The sequence below is a fragment of the Psychrobacter sp. JCM 18903 genome, from assembly GCF_000586475.1.
In the GTDB taxonomy this organism is placed as follows: domain Bacteria; phylum Pseudomonadota; class Gammaproteobacteria; order Pseudomonadales; family Moraxellaceae; genus Psychrobacter.
Genome location: NZ_BAWJ01000007.1, coordinates 89,866 through 106,650, shown reverse-complemented (window position 1 = coordinate 106,650; position 16,785 = coordinate 89,866). Strand labels below are relative to the sequence as shown.

General features: G+C 43.9%; 13 protein-coding genes and 5 pseudogenes. 4 read left to right on the top strand and 14 right to left on the bottom strand.

Features of this window, described 5'->3' with window-relative positions:
* Positions 1–83: 83 nt before the first annotated feature.
* From TT12_RS19090 to uraD, 6 genes and pseudogenes are all read right to left on the bottom strand, one after another.
* Positions 84–619 (bottom strand): annotated as a pseudogene (locus tag TT12_RS19090) (ureidoglycolate lyase).
* A 196-nt stretch (positions 620–815) separates the two neighbouring features.
* Positions 816–1,652, bottom strand: a complete 837-nt coding sequence (locus TT12_RS06635; protein ID WP_045453223.1) for a bifunctional allantoicase/(S)-ureidoglycine aminohydrolase — start codon at positions 1,650–1,652, stop codon at positions 816–818.
* A gap of 55 nt (positions 1,653–1,707) precedes the next feature.
* Positions 1,708–2,688 (bottom strand): allantoinase PuuE, encoded by a 981-nt coding sequence (gene puuE / locus TT12_RS06630; RefSeq protein WP_045453220.1) that lies wholly within the window; start codon positions 2,686–2,688, stop codon positions 1,708–1,710.
* 97 nt (positions 2,689–2,785) lie between these two features.
* A pseudogene (locus TT12_RS06625) lies at positions 2,786–4,107 on the bottom strand (urate hydroxylase PuuD).
* Between the two features lie 113 nt (positions 4,108–4,220).
* Positions 4,221–4,589 carry a hydroxyisourate hydrolase gene (gene uraH / locus TT12_RS06620; protein WP_045444443.1) on the bottom strand — a complete coding sequence of 123 codons (369 nt, stop codon included), beginning with the start codon at positions 4,587–4,589 and terminating at the stop codon, positions 4,221–4,223.
* 43 nt (positions 4,590–4,632) lie between these two features.
* Positions 4,633–5,154, bottom strand: coding sequence for a 2-oxo-4-hydroxy-4-carboxy-5-ureidoimidazoline decarboxylase (uraD, locus tag TT12_RS06615; protein ID WP_045453217.1), 522 nt, complete (start codon positions 5,152–5,154; stop codon positions 4,633–4,635).
* Between the two features lie 254 nt (positions 5,155–5,408).
* Here uraD and TT12_RS06610 point away from each other — a divergent pair, with 254 nt between their 5' ends.
* The gene (locus tag TT12_RS06610; protein ID WP_045453214.1) at positions 5,409–6,074 is read left to right on the top strand and encodes a TetR/AcrR family transcriptional regulator; all 666 of its coding nucleotides are present in this window, start codon (positions 5,409–5,411) and stop codon (positions 6,072–6,074) included.
* A gap of 187 nt (positions 6,075–6,261) precedes the next feature.
* Here the strand turns inward: TT12_RS06610 and TT12_RS06605 are convergent, their stop codons facing one another.
* Both TT12_RS06605 and TT12_RS18315 read right to left on the bottom strand, forming a co-directional pair.
* Positions 6,262–7,227, bottom strand: a complete 966-nt coding sequence (locus TT12_RS06605; protein WP_279378827.1) for a solute carrier family 23 protein — start codon at positions 7,225–7,227, stop codon at positions 6,262–6,264.
* Complete coding sequence (locus TT12_RS18315; protein WP_279378826.1) at positions 7,145–7,669, bottom strand: solute carrier family 23 protein; 525 nt, start codon at positions 7,667–7,669, stop codon at positions 7,145–7,147. The genes TT12_RS06605 and TT12_RS18315 overlap by 83 nt, the downstream gene beginning before the upstream one ends.
* 656 nt (positions 7,670–8,325) lie before the next feature.
* Here TT12_RS18315 and TT12_RS06600 point away from each other — a divergent pair.
* From TT12_RS06600 to TT12_RS06595, 3 genes are all read left to right on the top strand, one after another.
* Positions 8,326–10,395 (top strand): TonB-dependent receptor domain-containing protein, encoded by a 2,070-nt coding sequence (locus TT12_RS06600; protein ID WP_045453212.1) that lies wholly within the window; start codon positions 8,326–8,328, stop codon positions 10,393–10,395.
* A gap of 147 nt (positions 10,396–10,542) precedes the next feature.
* Entirely contained in the window at positions 10,543–10,854 is a 312-nt protein-coding gene (locus tag TT12_RS18310) for a PepSY domain-containing protein (RefSeq protein WP_279378825.1), read from the top strand.
* Positions 10,839–11,801, top strand: a complete 963-nt coding sequence (locus TT12_RS06595; RefSeq protein ID WP_279378824.1) for a PepSY-associated TM helix domain-containing protein — start codon at positions 10,839–10,841, stop codon at positions 11,799–11,801. The genes TT12_RS18310 and TT12_RS06595 overlap by 16 nt, the downstream gene beginning before the upstream one ends.
* Before the next feature lie 209 nt (positions 11,802–12,010).
* Here TT12_RS06595 and TT12_RS16890 read toward each other — a convergent pair whose 3' ends face one another.
* From TT12_RS16890 to TT12_RS06575, 6 genes and pseudogenes are all read right to left on the bottom strand, one after another.
* Positions 12,011–12,328: an ATP-binding cassette domain-containing protein gene (locus TT12_RS16890; RefSeq protein ID WP_243443447.1), complete on the bottom strand. Its 318-nt coding sequence runs from the start codon at positions 12,326–12,328 to the stop codon at positions 12,011–12,013.
* Positions 12,329–12,337: 9 nt separating this feature from the next.
* Positions 12,338–12,412 (bottom strand): annotated as a pseudogene (locus TT12_RS16885) (hypothetical protein); the annotation flags it as partial.
* 8 nt (positions 12,413–12,420) lie between these two features.
* Positions 12,421–12,780, bottom strand: coding sequence for an ATP-binding cassette domain-containing protein (locus tag TT12_RS16880; RefSeq protein WP_243443446.1), 360 nt, complete (start codon positions 12,778–12,780; stop codon positions 12,421–12,423).
* Between the two features lie 129 nt (positions 12,781–12,909).
* Positions 12,910–13,693 (bottom strand): annotated as a pseudogene (locus TT12_RS06585) (iron chelate uptake ABC transporter family permease subunit).
* 361 nt (positions 13,694–14,054) lie between these two features.
* A pseudogene (locus TT12_RS06580) lies at positions 14,055–14,992 on the bottom strand (ABC transporter permease).
* Positions 14,993–15,271: 279 nt separating this feature from the next.
* Positions 15,272–16,321, bottom strand: coding sequence for a siderophore ABC transporter substrate-binding protein (locus TT12_RS06575; protein ID WP_201605082.1), 1,050 nt, complete (start codon positions 16,319–16,321; stop codon positions 15,272–15,274).
* Positions 16,322–16,785 lie beyond the last annotated feature (464 nt).

Below are 16,785 nucleotides of genomic sequence, written 5' to 3'. Positions count from 1 at the left end.
AAATTCATAAACATAAAGCCAGCTAATCTTTATTAACTGGCTTTATGTTTATAAATGGTTAACAGCTCGTTTACAGACCCTAATTAAACGGAAAAGTGCTCACTGGCAAGTTCAATTTGCACCTGCCAATCCTCTATATCAAGCTCATAACAGTTTTTGCCTTCGCCATTGATACGATCTATCACCAAAAAATCAGAGTCACAACCGAGGGCAAGTAGCGGATGATGCCAGACATTGGCATCGTATTGCACACCTTGATGAGATTGCACATAAAACACGGTCAAATCATCCGCAGACTGTGGCGGCGCACCAGCAGGCGCAACGATGACGATATAATCCTGACCATTCATCGAAAAAACGCTTGCGTGCCAAACGGATGATATTCCATGACCGATAAGGCAATAGGAAATTCACGTTTTTTGGCGCGGAAGATACTCATGCCGACATCGCCGCCGTCAAGTTTGGCTTCAGCGATGGCATGATGGCGGCAGGCATAGCCTTTATTGATATGGTAGCTGTTTTCAGGCGTCTGCGCTTCCTTGTCATAGGGTTCGATTACGGTGCCGTAGGGCGCGAACTCAGCTTTGGTTAAAGGTCTTGCAACGATCGTAGTCTTCATAAGAGTACTCATGACTTTGCCTTACTTTTGGTGATCACTGTTTATAATTGCTATGAGCCACTTTGCCATAAGCCCGTACGCGAATTAAATCAACATCTGGGAATAAATGACATATTCGAATGAACGATTATGCCGCTATATTGCTCATCGTTCTGAATGGCTTGTTGTTCTGGTTATTATTGTTATTGCGCAGGGCTTATCGTGCTGGGCGAATAAACGGCATATGACGATTCACGTCTTTGTATAGTAAGTATCTAAATGGACCAGGTCCGCCAGCGTAACAAGATTGTGGGCAGAATGCGCGTAGCCACATAAAGTCACCCGCTTCAACTTCTACCCATTCACCGTTTAAGTGATAGACCGCTTTACCTTCTAGGACATACAGTCCATGTTCCATTACATGTGTTTCATCGAATGGAATCACGCCACCTGGTTGGAAAGTGACGATATTCACATGCATGTCGTGACGCATATCCGACTGCTCGGTAAATCTGGTGGTTGCCCATACGCCATCAGTACCTGGCATCTCAATCGCTGCAACATCGTGATCGCTAGTAACAAAGGCTTCAGGCACATCAATACCTTCACAGTGTTGATAAGCTTTGCGAATCCAATGGAATTTAACGTGCTTGTCGCTATTGTTTTTTAGCGACCATTTGCAGCTAGGTGGTAAGAATGCATAACCACCCGATTCAAGATGATGTGACACGCCTTCGATAGTCATGTCCATTTCGCCTTCAACGATGAATATAACACCTTCAGCGTTTGCATCTAGCTCAGGCTTTTCTGAGCCGCCATTAGGCTCAACTTCGACGATATACTGTGAAAAGGTCTCAGAGAAACCTGAAAGTGGGCGTGCAAGCACCCACATGCGCATACCTGTCCAAAACGGCAGATAGCTAATAACAATGTCGGTCAGTACACGTTTGGGAATAATGGCATAAGCTTCGGTGAAGATAGCGCGATCTGATAATAGTTGTGTTTGTGGAGGTAATCCGCCAGTTGGTGCGTAATATGTACTCTTTGTTGACATCGTTGATGTTCCTTAGTGGTATTGTGCCGCAATAAATTTGTGTCTAAACGTATGGTTACATCCAGTTCGCAGTGTTATCGGCAGTGGCTGGATGGTTTTTATACCAGTGTTTGGCAATGTCATCACGGCGGCATACCCACACATCGGGCTTGCTGGTGATATATTGCAAAAACTTTTTGAGGGCGATGATGCGACCGGCGCGACCAATGATGCGGCAATGCAAACCGATGGTCAGCATCTTGGGTGTGTGTGCGCCTTCTTCGTATAAGGTATCGAAGCTGTCTTTTAAATATTGATAAAAAGGCTCGGCGTTGGTAAAGCCTGGGCTTGAGGCAAAGCGCATGTCATTGGTCTCTAAGGTATAGGGAATGACCAAATGCGGCTTACGAGCGATTTTATTACCGTCTTCTACTTTGACATTGAGCCAGTAAGGGAGTTCATCCGCGTAAGAGTCTGAGTCATAAATATAGCCACCTTGTTCGGCGACCAACTCACGAGTATTGGGGCTATCTCGTCCCGTGTACCAACCGAGCGGCTGACCGCCGATCATGCTCTCGAATATTTCAGTGGCACGGCGCACATGCTCGCGCTCGGTCTCGCGGTACATATTTTGATAAGTAATCCAGCGTAGACCGTGACTGGCGATTTCGTGCCCATCTTCTAATATGCGCTCGATAATATGCGGCGTTTTTTCGGCAGCAGCAGCGCAAGTGAAGGTCGTAATAGGCAAACCGTATTCTTTAAAAGTGTCTAATACTCGCCAAACACCCACACGGCTACCATACTCAAATGCCGACTCAATCGACTGATGACGATTGTTAAACTCTGGCGTACCTAAGACATCCGATAAAAACCGCTCTGATTGACCGTCACCATGAATCACGCTATTTTCTGCGCCTTCTTCGATATTGAGGACGAACTGTACAGCGATTTTAGCGCCGCCTGGCCAGTTGGCTTTTGGCGGCTTGTCAGCATAGCCTTTTAAGTCGCGAGGGTAGGCGTCTTGATTGAAATCGCTGATTATTTTTTTGGTCATTGTCCATATATCCTAAATATTTTAAAGCAACTTAAGTCAACTAAAGCAAAATAAGGCGTAACTTTGGATTCATGTAATATTTATCTACGACCTTTATCTATAAGCCCGATGCGTAAGCCACCATTTGCTGACGTTCTTCATCCGTCAATTTTGTGAGATTACCCAGTGGCATATATCCTGTTTGTACAGCAGTGACGATTTTTGCTTTATGAGTTTTCATGTCGGTTGGTGTCTGCAAGATGATACCAGCTGGCGGCGCGGCAAATCCTTGCTGAGTAGGCTGAGCGGCATGGCACGTGCTACAGCGCGTGTGCACGACATCCATAATGGCATCATCAGCAGAAGCAGTTACTGGTACGACATCGGCAGTGATATTTTCATTTGAGGCGGCATCAGTGCTTATAGTAGAACCGTCGGCTGCACTATCAGTTGTTGGTGGTACACTATCTGGTGTCGCCGTTTCAGCAGCGGTTGCAGCAGTGACAACAGGTAATGGCTCAATTGGTTCTGGGCGCATCCAAATAATTAATAATACAGTTAAGACAGCAGGGATGACCAAATAACGCGGCTTATGATTGTCTAAATGCTTTTGGTTAAAATAGTGACGTACAATAGCCGTGATGATACCCACAAATACCAATACCAACCAGCCGTGAGCATGAGAGTACATCATCGGATAATGGTTGCTAATCATGGTAAAGATCAGCGGTAAGGTAAAATAGTTGTTCATCAGCGAGCGGTTTTTTGCTTGTAGTGCCAAGTCCGCTACTTCTTTGCCTGGTTTTTCGCCACGCCTCACGCATTCTACCAGCGCTCGTTGAGCGGGCATGATGCCAAAGAACACATTACCTGCCATCACAGTACCTAAGATAGCACCGATATGAATAAACGAAGCTCGGTCACTAAATAACTGATAAGAACCCCAGCAGGCGATGATTAATAAGATAAAAATAATGGTGCTAAAAATGAACGAGTTTTTTCCCAAATGGCTGCGGACAATTACTTCATAAATGAAATAGCTGCCGAATAAAAATAACAAACTGGTCGAGATGGCACCGATACTACTACCAAAATCGACTTTGCTGGGATCAATCAAGTAGCAGTCGCATTGGCATAATAGACGATAGAGAGCATCGCCATACCCGTCAGCCAAGTGGTATAAGCTTCCCATTTAAACCAGTGCAGGGTTTTTGGCATCTCTTCGGGCTCAAGCTTGTATTTGGCAATTTCATAAAAGCCGCCACCATGTACCGCCCATAAGTCGCCTGAAATGCCTTTGTCAGCTTTCCACTGTGGTGGTTTACGTAAACTAAGATCTAGCCAAACAAAGTAAAAAGACGCACCAATCCATGCCACGCCAGCGATGACGTGGAACCAGCGAAAAAATAAGTTAAACCAATCGAGATAATAAGCGCCCATGTTGCAAATGTCCTTTTTACAATTTTCTTTTGTTCAGCTTTTTTCAATCTTTCGACGCGTTTTGCTATGGCGACGTTCTTTTATGATGTGTTTTTATATAGTGATGTCAAAAACTAAGAGCCGCGATACGTGCTGTAGCCATGTGCGCTAAGCAGTAGCGGTACATGATAGTGACCGTTATCACTTATCATAAAATCGATGACTACTTGTGGATAAAAAGCCGTGAGATTTTGTGCATCGAAATAAGACTGCGTATCAAAGGTTAAGGTATAACGACCAACATCTAAGTGATATTCAGCAATATCAATCGTTGGGTCAAACGACCAGCTATCTGGTGCCACGCGTCCATCCGCGTTGGTGACGCCATTGGCTAATAGAGATGCCTCGCCAGTTGCGCTTACGCGATCTAGCGTCACGGCAATACCAGCGGCTGGTTTGCCCAAATGGGTATCTAAAATATGCGATGAGAGAGTACCTGACATAATAATTCCTTTTATATAAATTGAGTCAGATGGGCTGAATGCGTTAAGCGTCACTCAGCAGTTTCTGTAAACGTAAGCGGGTGATTTTATTTTGCTCAGCCGCCGCATTGACCAGCTCAGTAGCGCGATCATTGGGCAGGCGTGCTAACAATAAATCGAGCATTTGCTGTGCGCTCTTACCAGTGGCAAATACGATAAAGATAAAGCCAAATTTATCAAGGTAATCTTGATTGCCTTGAGCCAAAGCTTCAATCACCTCGTCATTGGCATCATTGGCACCAGACTGCTCATGGGCAGCACTGTCTTGAGTATTGCGGTATTTTTCTTTTAACGAGTCGACGTTACCGATTTGTGGATGACCATCAAAAGCCTCTAGTAACTGGGCTTCTGCTGTCTGTGCTTGTGCCCAAGCATCATCACTATGAGCAAGTAATGTAGATATATCAGCGAAAGGACGTTTTTTTTCTAAAGCCTGCGCCCAATGGGTGCTGGTACAGCAGGTCAATAGATGTGAAATTGCCTCAGCTGTTGAGAGCTCATTAAACTGCTGTAAAGATAATTTCACTATGACATCCTTTTCTTTTCTGACAAAAGCAGTGGAGTAGCATCTCTCGATAACATCTCATGCTAAAGTAGTATTTATCGATTAATAATTGGTTTACTATGAGCTATTCTGCTTAAACCTGACCATTTGGTCAACTACTTTATGCAAATATTTTATTTAGACTGGTGATATTTCATAAAAATTAGCATATGAATCCAGTTATTGGCTGGGATATGGCTCTCTATTCATCACAATAATGACAGGTAACATTTATCATGGCTCAACATAACGATATAGAACCACAAGCCGCGTCTGACGCGCCTGTACAGCGCAATCAGCAAGATATCCGCGCCCACAATCAAACCGTCATTTTGGCGGCGGCAGAAGAGGAGTTCGTGCTGCAAGGTTTTCGCGGTGCGACGATGCAAGGTATTGCCGATAGAGCCGAGCTGCCAAAAGCCAACGTGCATTACTACTTTAAGAATAAAAAAAATCTGTACCAAGCAGTGCTGCATTCTATTATTCAAGAGTGGAACGATGGCTTGGTCGCTATGAGTGTCGATAGTGACCCTAAAACGGTCATCGAAAAGTTTGTCCGTACCAAATTGCATCAAGCGTTTGCTCATCCCAATCGCCATAAATTATTTGCGCTGGAAGTCATCGGCGGTGCCCCGCATCTGCATGAATTTATGTCGGCGACCATGAAGGCGTGGGCGCTAGACAAGGCGCAAGTGATGAAAACTTGGCATAAGCAAGGCAAAATTGGCATCGCTGACCCTTTACAGCTATTGATTTTGATTTGGGCAACGACGCAGCGATATGCAGAATTTGAGACAGAAATTGTCGGTTTGATGGAAAAGAGAGAGTACGATCAGCAGGATGAAGCGCGGGCGGCAGACTTTTTAGTGCCGTTTATCTTGCGTGGCTGTGGTCTTGAGTAATGCTTATGTATTATTATTTTACGTCTATAACATGCCCTTAATACGAAAGCATTCTGAATGTTTTCGTATTAAGGCGCGCTAAAAGAGTCAATTTTCAGAACCAGAACCAGAACCAGAACCAGAACCAGAACCAGAACCAAGAACAGCAATGCTGATTGGTAAAGAATTTGACTATCCTAACGTACGTTTAAGAAGCCTTTTGTCTAAGAGGCTTTAGACCGTCATCCAGATGTTGTTCTACCGTATCAAATTCGACACCGTAGTTTTTGGGTAAAATCATATCGAGAGTAATGGCCACAATACCTGACATAGTAACCGCCGAACCAAAGATATTACGGAAAAGCTGCGGCGCCTGTGCAAATACATCAGGAACAAAAGCCACGCCCATGGACAGACCTAGCGAAGTGGCAATGATTAAGATATTGCGATGGGTAAAGTTGACCGTTGATAGGATGCGAATACCAGCGGTCGCTACCGTTGCAAACATCAATAACGTCACACCGCCAACGACTGGTTTTGGCAATTGGGTAAAGATAGCACCCAAAATAGGGAATAGCCCCATAGTGAACAAGATAGCCCCAACATAGAAGCCCACATAGCGACTGGCAATACCAGTCATCTGAATCACGCCGTTGTTTTGGCTAAAAGTCGTCACAGGGAATGTGTTAAACACCGCCGCAATTAATGAGTTGACACCATCACCTAATACGCCACCTTTAATACGTTTCTCGTACAAAGGTCCTTTGATGGGTTCGCCCGATATCATCGAAGTCGCCGTCAAATCACCAGAGGTTTCAATACTGGTAATGACATACATAAAGGCGATAGGAATAAAAGCCTGCCAATCAAACCCAAAGCCAAACTTGAATGGCACAGGTAGCGTAAAGATAGGGGCATCAGAGACCAAAGAGAAATCAATACGTCCCATAAGAATGGCTGCGATCAGACCAAGCATCAACCCTATAAAGATAGCACTGGAGCGAATGACTTTATTATTAACAATACTAATCAATACCACACTGACTAAGACTCCGCCACCGAGCAACAGATTCTGTATACTCCCGAAATCTTCAGCGCCCACGCCGCCTGCCAAATCCGTCAGACCAACCTTGGTTAATGACAGACCGATAGTCACAATCACACAACCCGTCACGATAGCTCATCAGAGATTTGAGTCTGGTAATAAATTGACTTAAGAAAATCTCAACGAAGGCACCAAGAAAGGAGACGCCAAAGATAACAGAGAGAATCTCCTCCGGACTCCCGCCTTTGTTTTTTACCACAAAACCTGCCGCCAATACCGCGGCCAAGAAGCCAAAACTGGTTCCTTGTAACGCCATAAGACCTGAACCTACCGGTCCAACTTTATGCGTCTGAATAAAGGTAGCGACCCCTGATACCATCAATGACATGCTGATGAGATAAGGGATATGTTCCCCCAAACCCAAGACGCCGCCTATGATTAATGAGGGGGTGATGATACCGACAAAGCTGGCAAGTACGTGTTGTACTGCGCCCAAAAAGGCTTTTGTAGGGGTAGGGCGGTCATGCAATCCGTATAGTAAATCGGGATTCCCTTGAATGTGTTCGCTCATCTTGGCTTCCTCCTAAAGTGACTTTTAGTCCAAGCTCTGTGGAGAGAGCTAAGCAGTGTGATGAATTTAGAGATGGATATCGACACACCGGTTATCTTCATATTGCTTAGTTGTCTCACAAAGAGTCGCACTTATCCTTGTGCTAATAAATATCAGCAGCTAGCTATTATTTATCAATATGACTAATAGTCGTAGGTTTAAACCTGACTAATTGGTCAACTATCTAAGGGTATAGTGAAAGGGTTGGCTATTGCAACGTTTTTTTTCATGTTGATGGCTTTATTTCTTAAATAATAACAGTCTATTAGACGAACATAGCGCAGCAGATTTGGTTTGCTGGCTATTTCTACTCGTCTAAAAACAGTAAGCAACAAAACAGAATAAGTCAGCCAGATTTAGCGCTATTTTTTAATATTAAATTTCTCGCATTAATTATTGCCAAATTGTTAGTACTTCGTTATTATGCCTCTCACTATTAAAATGCTAATAATTATCATTAACATTGTTATTCGTATGAAAGACTTTGGCTTTGTCAAGACTCCAATCGTCTAAAAAATGGTTTTCAATAATAATCAGTGCAACTGCCACAAGCTGTGCTCAACAGTAAATAGCTCTTAAAAATTCTAATTTGTGATAGTCAATAAGGTGAGTGTGTTATGCGTGAAGTAAAGTTATCAAAACTATCTAGTCAAATGACGGTATTGTCCATGGGCGTGGCAGCGGTATTATGGTCACAAGCAGTCAGTGCAGCACCTGCAGAAGACATGCCAAGCACCACGTTGCAGACCATTACGGTGACAGCCAATAGCTCAGTACGTGATAAAGTGCAAACCGATTCTGTTTACATAGAAGACTATACGCCAGCGCAGCAAGCCAGCCATTTAAGCGATTTTTTGAATGTCGTTCCTGGGGTTACGGTAGGTGGTACCTCAGCGGTCAATCAGCGTATTCGTATTCGTGGTCTTGAAGACAGCAACCTAAAAGTCACTATCGATGGGGCGCGTCAAGAAGGCAAACTTTTTTATCATATGGGTGACATTACTATTGACCCTGACTTGCTTAAGCAAGCAGATGTCTCAGTCGGTAATAACTCAGTGACGCTAGGAAATGATGCCATTGGCGGGGCGGTGGCCTTTAAAACCGTTGATGCAGTGGATTTGCTGCAACCGGGTCAAAGAATAGGGGCTAAAGTTCACGCAGGCTATGCCAGTAATAATGACGAGCTACTAACGTCAACGACTGTATATGCCGCACCAACGGACAATGTTGACTTACTGGCTTATTATGGCAAGCGTGATAGCGATTCTGGCGAAGATGGTAACGGTCGTGAGCTGTTTGAAGACAGTAAAACTGAAAGCATCTTATTAAAGGCGGGTGCTTATATTGCCGATGACCATCATATTGGCGCAAATTTCAGCCAAACTGAAAAGAAAGGTATTTTCCCATTCCGTCCAGACTTCCCTAGCCGCTCTGAGCCTCCAATTCCGCAACAGGTGAAGCGCGATACTTATGGTATTGATTATAGCTTTAATCCTAGCAACCCCCTGATTGATGTAGATACCAACGTGTATCAAACCAAAACTCGCATTTTGCGTGATTCTGATTATATCAATGATCCAGGTTTTGATTTTAACGCTGAAGTTCAAACCACAGGCGCAAAAATCCAAAACACCAGTGACATTGCTACGAATGTTGGCACACACAAGCTTATCTCTGGGATTGAGCACTACAAAAAAGAATCGGAGATGGAGCGCGACTTCGTCAAAGCAGGGTCAGACGAGGCAACCAATACATCAGTATATCTAGAAGACCAATGGAAAAATGGTAAGCTCACTTTAACACCTGGTGTGCGTTATGACCGCTACAAATCTCCTGAGTTTATCTCTGGTGGCAAAACCTATGATAATGTCGTTGGTGCACTTGCCGCAAGCTATGAGATTGCACCATTGACGCAAGTATTTGCAAGCTACACGCAGTTATTTAATGGTCCTGACTTAAGCCAAACCATTTTTAATTCAAATGGTGACAAAACTTACGTTAATAATGACTTAAAAGCAGAAGAAGGGTCTAACGCTGAAGTAGGTATCGTTACAACGTTACGCGATCTAACGGTAGCTGGTGATGCACTACAACTAAGCGGTAAGTACTTTGAAACCGATATCGAAAACTACATCGAATTTGTTCGTTCCGGCGGAACTCGCGCTGGCTTAGACTGTGTCACTGGGCAATCAGGTGGTGAATGTCAAGGTGTCATCAATAAAGATGAAGATTATAAAATTAAAGGGGTTGAGCTCGCCGCTGATTATAAAATGAATAACTTTAGTATGGGTTTGAGCTATTCACGCGCACGCAGCGAAGGTGAAAAAACGGGCTACAGCATTCCATCAGTGACCGGCAGCAGCTCAGAATCAGGCGATAAATATATGGTCAATCTGGCTTATGCCCCAACAGAGACCACAGATATCGGCTGGCGCAGTACGTATGTCGCTTCAGTGATGCCGAATACGTCTGAAAATGAGATTGAAAAACCAAGCTATAATGTTCATGATATTTTTATGAACTATTCGCCAAAACAAGTTGATGGATTAAAAGCCACGCTTGGCGTTTACAATCTTTTCGATGAAGCTTATGCGAGCCACTCATCTCGTCTAAATCCGATTGATGATGTTGCTACTGACTTTGAGAAAGGTCGTAATATCAAAGCGTCATTGACGTATCAGTTCTAATCTTATTGTCACTTGATGATAGATGAAAGGGCCAGCTGTCTGTATAGGATAGCTGGCTTTTTTATGGTCAGTAAATGGCGAAGCATGTGATAGCAATTACAACTTTTTTTTAAATACCAATCAAAATAACCAATGAATAAAGAAACGATGAATAAAGAAACGATGAATAAAGAAACGATGAATAAAAAACCAATACTAATGACTTCATTTCCCCTTACGTTGCGTCAGAGCTGTTTATGGATTCATCGTTATACTGGGCTTGCAATGGCAGCTTTTTTGATCATTGCTGGTATCACGGGCACGCTATTGGCATTTCATGATGAGCTCGATGATGTGTTCAATCACAAGCTGGCAAATATTGAGGCGCAACACAAGCCGCCACTACCGAGCGCCTCACTGCATGATGCTGTTATCAGCGCTATCCACAGTATAAATTTTCTAGTATGCCAACGTCAGTAGAGCCTAACAAATCAGCGGTTTTTTCGGTAGATAGAACGCGAGGTCAGGCAGCAGATAATGCTCCTAAAGCCCCATTTCAAGAGGTATATGTCGATCCCTATACCAATGAAATCATCGGTACGCGTGATAAAGAGGAATGGGCATGGCGCAATACGATGTACAAGGTATTTTGGTTGCACCGAGATTTATTGCTAGGTGATATCGGCAAATTAATACTGGGTATCGTGTCTTTAATCTGGACGATTAATTGTTTCATCGGATTCTATTTAACCTTTCCAAGAGCAGTTAGCGCCAATAAATCTCAACAATCCGCATTGAGAAAATCATCTGGCAAACCCCGTGCTTCGTTTTTTAAACGCTGGCTACCTGCTTGGAAAATCCGCCGTAAGACCAATACTTTTAAGCTCAATTATGACTTGCATCATGCGTTTGGCTTATGGCTCTGGCTCATGTTGTTTGTCATTGCGTGGTCGAGTGTTGGTTTCAATTTAAAATCGGTATATCAGCCTGTAATGCAAGCGCTGGTAGGACTTGAAGGTAGAGATGAAGGCAAAGGAAAGAAACAAAATAAGCCTGCGATAAACACTGAATCTAGTAGTGATGAGGCGACTATTATTAATAATAGCACTAAGACCAATAGCGGTAATAGGGTAGATAAGGCTAATAGTATTGCTTATTTAAGCAGGCAGGCAGAGATCGCCACGCAAAAAAATGGCGTCAGCGTCCAGCAGCTATTGGGAGTGCGTTGGGTAGAAGAGGACAATCAATGGCAAATGCGCTTTAAAACCAATAAAGATATCGGTAAAAAAGGCGGTGCGTCATCTATCACGGTTGACGCCGCAACAGGCAATGTCGAGCGTGTTAATTTTGGGTATCAAAGCTCATTTGGTAATCAAGCTGATCAATGGATGGCAACGCTACACATGGTCATATCAGCCATGGCGTAGGTCATTTGTTGTATCAAATATTTTTAGCATTGACGGGGTTAGCCGTGGCGGTATTGTCTGGCACAGGTGTTTATCTGTGGGTCAAAGGGCGTCAAAGTCGGTTAAAGCAAAGGCAAAAATTGACGGTTAAAGACAACTCTTTGAAGCGATTACGCGAAACCAGGCATTAACAATCAGCTATAAAAAATGGGCTATAGAACACACTGTACTTAAACCGCATCGACAATCACTGGGCGACCTTGATGACTGAGCACGGTAACATCGACGTTATACAGATCCTTCATAGTTGCTTGGGTGATGACCTCTGCAGGTTGACCAACAGCCATCACCTGACCCTCTTTCATGGTGACCACGGTATCGGCAAATTGCGCGGCTTGATTGATATCGTGCAGCACGATGACCACGGTTTTTTGCTGAGTATGGCTTAACTCACGCAGCTCACGCATCAAGCGCCCAGCATGATACATATCCAAATTATTCAGTGGCTCATCGAGCAATAAATACGGTGTATCTTGACAAACAATCATCGCAATTAACACCCGCTGACGCTGACCACCCGATAGTGTCGATAAAAAACGCTCGGCTAATGGCGCAAGCTCAAAACGTTCGATAATCTCGTTTACTTTTTGCTGATCATCTGCGGTTGGCTGTCCTTGATGGTAAGGATACGCCCAAACATCAGCAGCTCATGCACGCGCAGTCGCCCTTGCACTTGGTTGTCTTGTCCAAGCATCGCCACAGTTTTAGACAAAGTTCGCGCATGACAGCTAACAATATCACGTTCCTCATTATCTACAGCGAAACTGACCTGTCCCGACTGTAGCGGTTGCAAGCGCGCCATGACTGAAAACAAGGTAGATTTACCTGCGCCATTGGGACCAATCAGGGCAATCACCTGTGCGCTTGGTAACGACAACGTAATGTTATGAAGAATTTGCTGTTTGCCAATATGGTGCGAGATGTTATTGAGTTTAATCATAGTGGTTCTTATTTTCAAAAGAGATCTAATTTTTCATTACTATATCAATGGTTTTTAGATGATTGGCGACTAGGTCAGTGATTATTAGATAAGCGTGGTATTAACGACGCTGAGTCATAAAAATCAATATTAAGAATACCAAGCCACCCGCCAATTCAATGACGACCGATAGTACCCTGCCATGCCCAATAGTTGCTCAAATATCGTCTGACCGAGTACCAAGCAAATCATCGCCACCAAACTGACCAATATCAGACGCTCGCTGTGATACATATGCCGAGCGATACGATTGGTTAGCGCACAAACCAACAGCCCAAAGAAAGTCACTGGACCGACCAATGAGGTTGCCGTGGCGACCAATACCGCAATGACCGTTAATAGCCCAAATGCCAAGCGTTGATAGTTAATACCGAGGTTAATGGCTTGTGATTTGCCAAGCATCAATACGTCACATTGATAACGCCAGCGCCAGATAAACAGTGCGCTAATGGCACAGATAACAATGCTGATACCGAGCAGCTGCGGATTGACCGTATTAAATTGCGCGTAACTGGCAGATTGCACGACGACGAAATCATCAGGATTGATCAATCTGGCAATCAGCTGATAAGCTGCGAAACAAGACCCCAAAGATAACGCCCACCAATATTAGTCGTGTCAAATCTTGACGGCTTTTTGAAAACAGCAGCTTAAATAATAATAATGACGCGCCAAACATTAAAACAATTTCAAGGGTGAATTTGGCAAGAGGATTGATACTGGTAAAACTTATTGCGCCCAAAAAGAAAACCAACAGGCTTTGTAATAAAACATATAGCGAGTCAAAACCCAACAGTGATGGCGTCAGAATAGGGTTGTGCGTCAAGGTTTGAAACAATAAGGTCGATACGCCAATCGCATACCCGACCACCATTAACGCCAGTAACTTTTTACCTCGCAGCGGTAGCGCAAAGTCCCAATGGCCGTTGACATTGACTGTCAAAAATAGGATGGTTGAGATCAGCAATATGATAGCGGCAATGGATTTTGGGTGATTGACTATAAATGTCCAGAGTCGCGCAAGACAACTTTGTCCAAAAGTAGTTTTGTCGTTATTTACTGAAGCACTGTCATCTATAGTGTTATTGGCTGCGGCGCTAGGCTTAGACGGTGAAAACATGCGTAAATCCTATAGTGCTAGGCTTATCTAATCAGACAAAACAACGATAAAAGAGAGAGAAGAGGCAAAGAGGTTTGATCAGTCGTTATGAATAAAAACTTTATAGCGAGTTATTTTATTGTTCAGCAGGCGCACGTAATAATAGCCATAAAAACAGTACTGTACCGACCACCCCAAAAACCGTCGCAACAGGCACTTCAAATGGATAGCGTATCGAGCGTCCAATAATATCGCACAATAGCACTGCCGAAGCGCCCAATAATGCCACCGCTGGTAAGCTACGGCGCAATTTATCTCCCATCAATCGGCTGACGATATTAGGCACGACCAAACCAATAAAAGGAATCATGCCAACAGTTACAACGACAACTGCACTCATCATCGCCACCATACCAACGCCAACCCACGTCACTTGTCGTTTGCTGATGCCTAAATTCAGCGCGATATTGTCACCCAAACCGACGATGGTCAGCTTGTCAGCAATGATATACGCCAGCACGCACAATCCGCCTGTCAGCCATAACAGCTCGTAACGACCTGCTAAGACGCCAGAGAAATCACCAAACTGCCAAACGCTGAGCATCTGTAAGGTTTCAGTTTGATAAGCAATAAAGGTCGTCACTGCCTCGATAATGCCGCCGAAGACGATACCAATCAGTGGGATCATCAAAAAATCCGTCGGCGGAATACGATGAATCAGTAGCATAAACAGCATCATGCCAAATACCGCGGCGATGGTAGCTACACCCATTTTGACAATGAGCGCACTGGCTGGAAATAGTAGCTAACCACCAATAATCCCAGTGCGGCGCTTTGAGTGGCACCGACCATCGATGGCTCAACGAAGCGGTTTTTGAGCACCACTTGAATAATCATCCCAGCAACTGCCATGGAAACACCGGTCAAGATAATAGCGATGGTACGCGGTAGGCGACTGACCAGTAGCAGTGAGCTGTCGGAGTTGGCGCTATGGTTGATAAGGCTGTGAAATATACCTGACCACGAAAAATCAGCCACACCAATTGATAAGCTTAATAACACCAAAAGCCCCATAATAATGAGGCTGCCCGTGTTGATGACCCACGGTGGTATAGAAGCACGGCGATTTTTAGAGCTTAGACCACGGCTTGCGCTTTTTTGCCAACTCGTTGATGCGGCTGGTAAAGTAGGGCGGGCTTTAACGCTGGTCTGCGCACGAGAGGAAAATAATGGCATATCAGCTACTGGCTTAAAGTGAGGGTTGGCAACTGACAGTGATGACAGTTGCCTAAAAACGAATGACGCTTATTTAACATGTTGCTTGTGTAGCATATTGCTTATTTAACGCATTATTTATTTAGCGTTAGCAAAAGCCTCTTTAATGGTCGTCAAATCCTGCATCCATTGATAATAACCGCCAAAGGCAAGATATGAGTCTGGGCTAAGATAGACCACTTGATTGTTACTCCATGCGTTGGTTTGCGCGACCAGTGGATTGTCCAATACGGCTTTGGCACCAGCACCATCTTCACCAATGGCGGCACTGCGATCGACGACGAATAACCAGTCTGGATTGGTTTTTTGTATGTATTCAAACGAGATTGGCTGGCCGTGGCGCGCATCGGCGATTTGGTCATCTGCCATTGGAATATCAAGTACGGTATGGATAAAACCGTAGCGGGATTTGTCGCCGTAGGCAGATAGCTTATTGCCATTGACCATGACCACTAAGCCTTTACCTTTATCTTTGGTTAATGTTTTAGTCTCATCAATGAGCCCGTCGATATTGCCTTGCAGTTTCGCTGCCTGAGCGCTCTTACCGAACAATGCACCCAAATCATGCAAACGCTGCTTGCTCGATTCATAGATATTTGCGGTATCAATCGTCATGTCGAGCGTTGGCGCAATACTAGACAGCGCATCATATTTTTCTGCCATGCGCGAGCCGACCAAGATAGCTTGCGGCTGCATCGCGTTCAACGCCTCAAGATCTGGCTCAAATACGGTGCCGACAGTTTTTGGTTCAGGCTGTGTCTTAGACTGTAAATTGTTTAATTTTAGACCGCTTGGCATGCCATCGACAGCAACATCAAGCGCGGCCAAATCCTGCATCAATGTCATATCATAGACCACCAACGGCGATGGATTCATTGCCAAGTCGACATTGCCTTTTACCGTGTCGACCGTGATTTTTTCAACAGAGACCGCATCGTTATTAGCGACATTCGAGGCATGATCTGCTGTTTGATTTTCAGTTTTAGCGTCAGCAGGCTCAGAGTCGTTAGATTCAGGTGAGCTACAACCTGTCAAGCTGATCGTAGCAACCAGTGCGGTCATCATAGCAGTCAGTAAAGGGCGTTTGAAAAAAGGAGTAGAGCGGTTAGGCAATAAAATAATAGACATAAATAACTCGGTATATCAGCTGGTTGGACAAAGGATGTATCAAATAATCGGTCATATAAAAGTAAAAAGAACTTTATCGATGTGATGCTTCACACCATACAATGCTTGACGGTATTACTTTTGACGTTATGATTTTTCATAGGTTGTTTTTACGCTTAGCTATTGAGATGTTCAACATGCCTTAATATCTTGAGATTTTGTAATCTTAAAGATTCGCAGTCGATTAGGGGCTATGATAAATTAATTGAGACTCATTATCAATACAAATGATAATGGTTTTTATTACGTCACTTTATTACATGGGGTTTGACTGCTTGGCACAATAAGCATGCATAGCGATATTTGAGAAAGGGTGGTCGAATGACTAAGCAAATTTTGCTTATTAATAACGCTAAATGATTAGCCGATCATTTGCCTGCTAAGCAAAATTATTATAAATTTATTATTGATAATAATTATCGTTT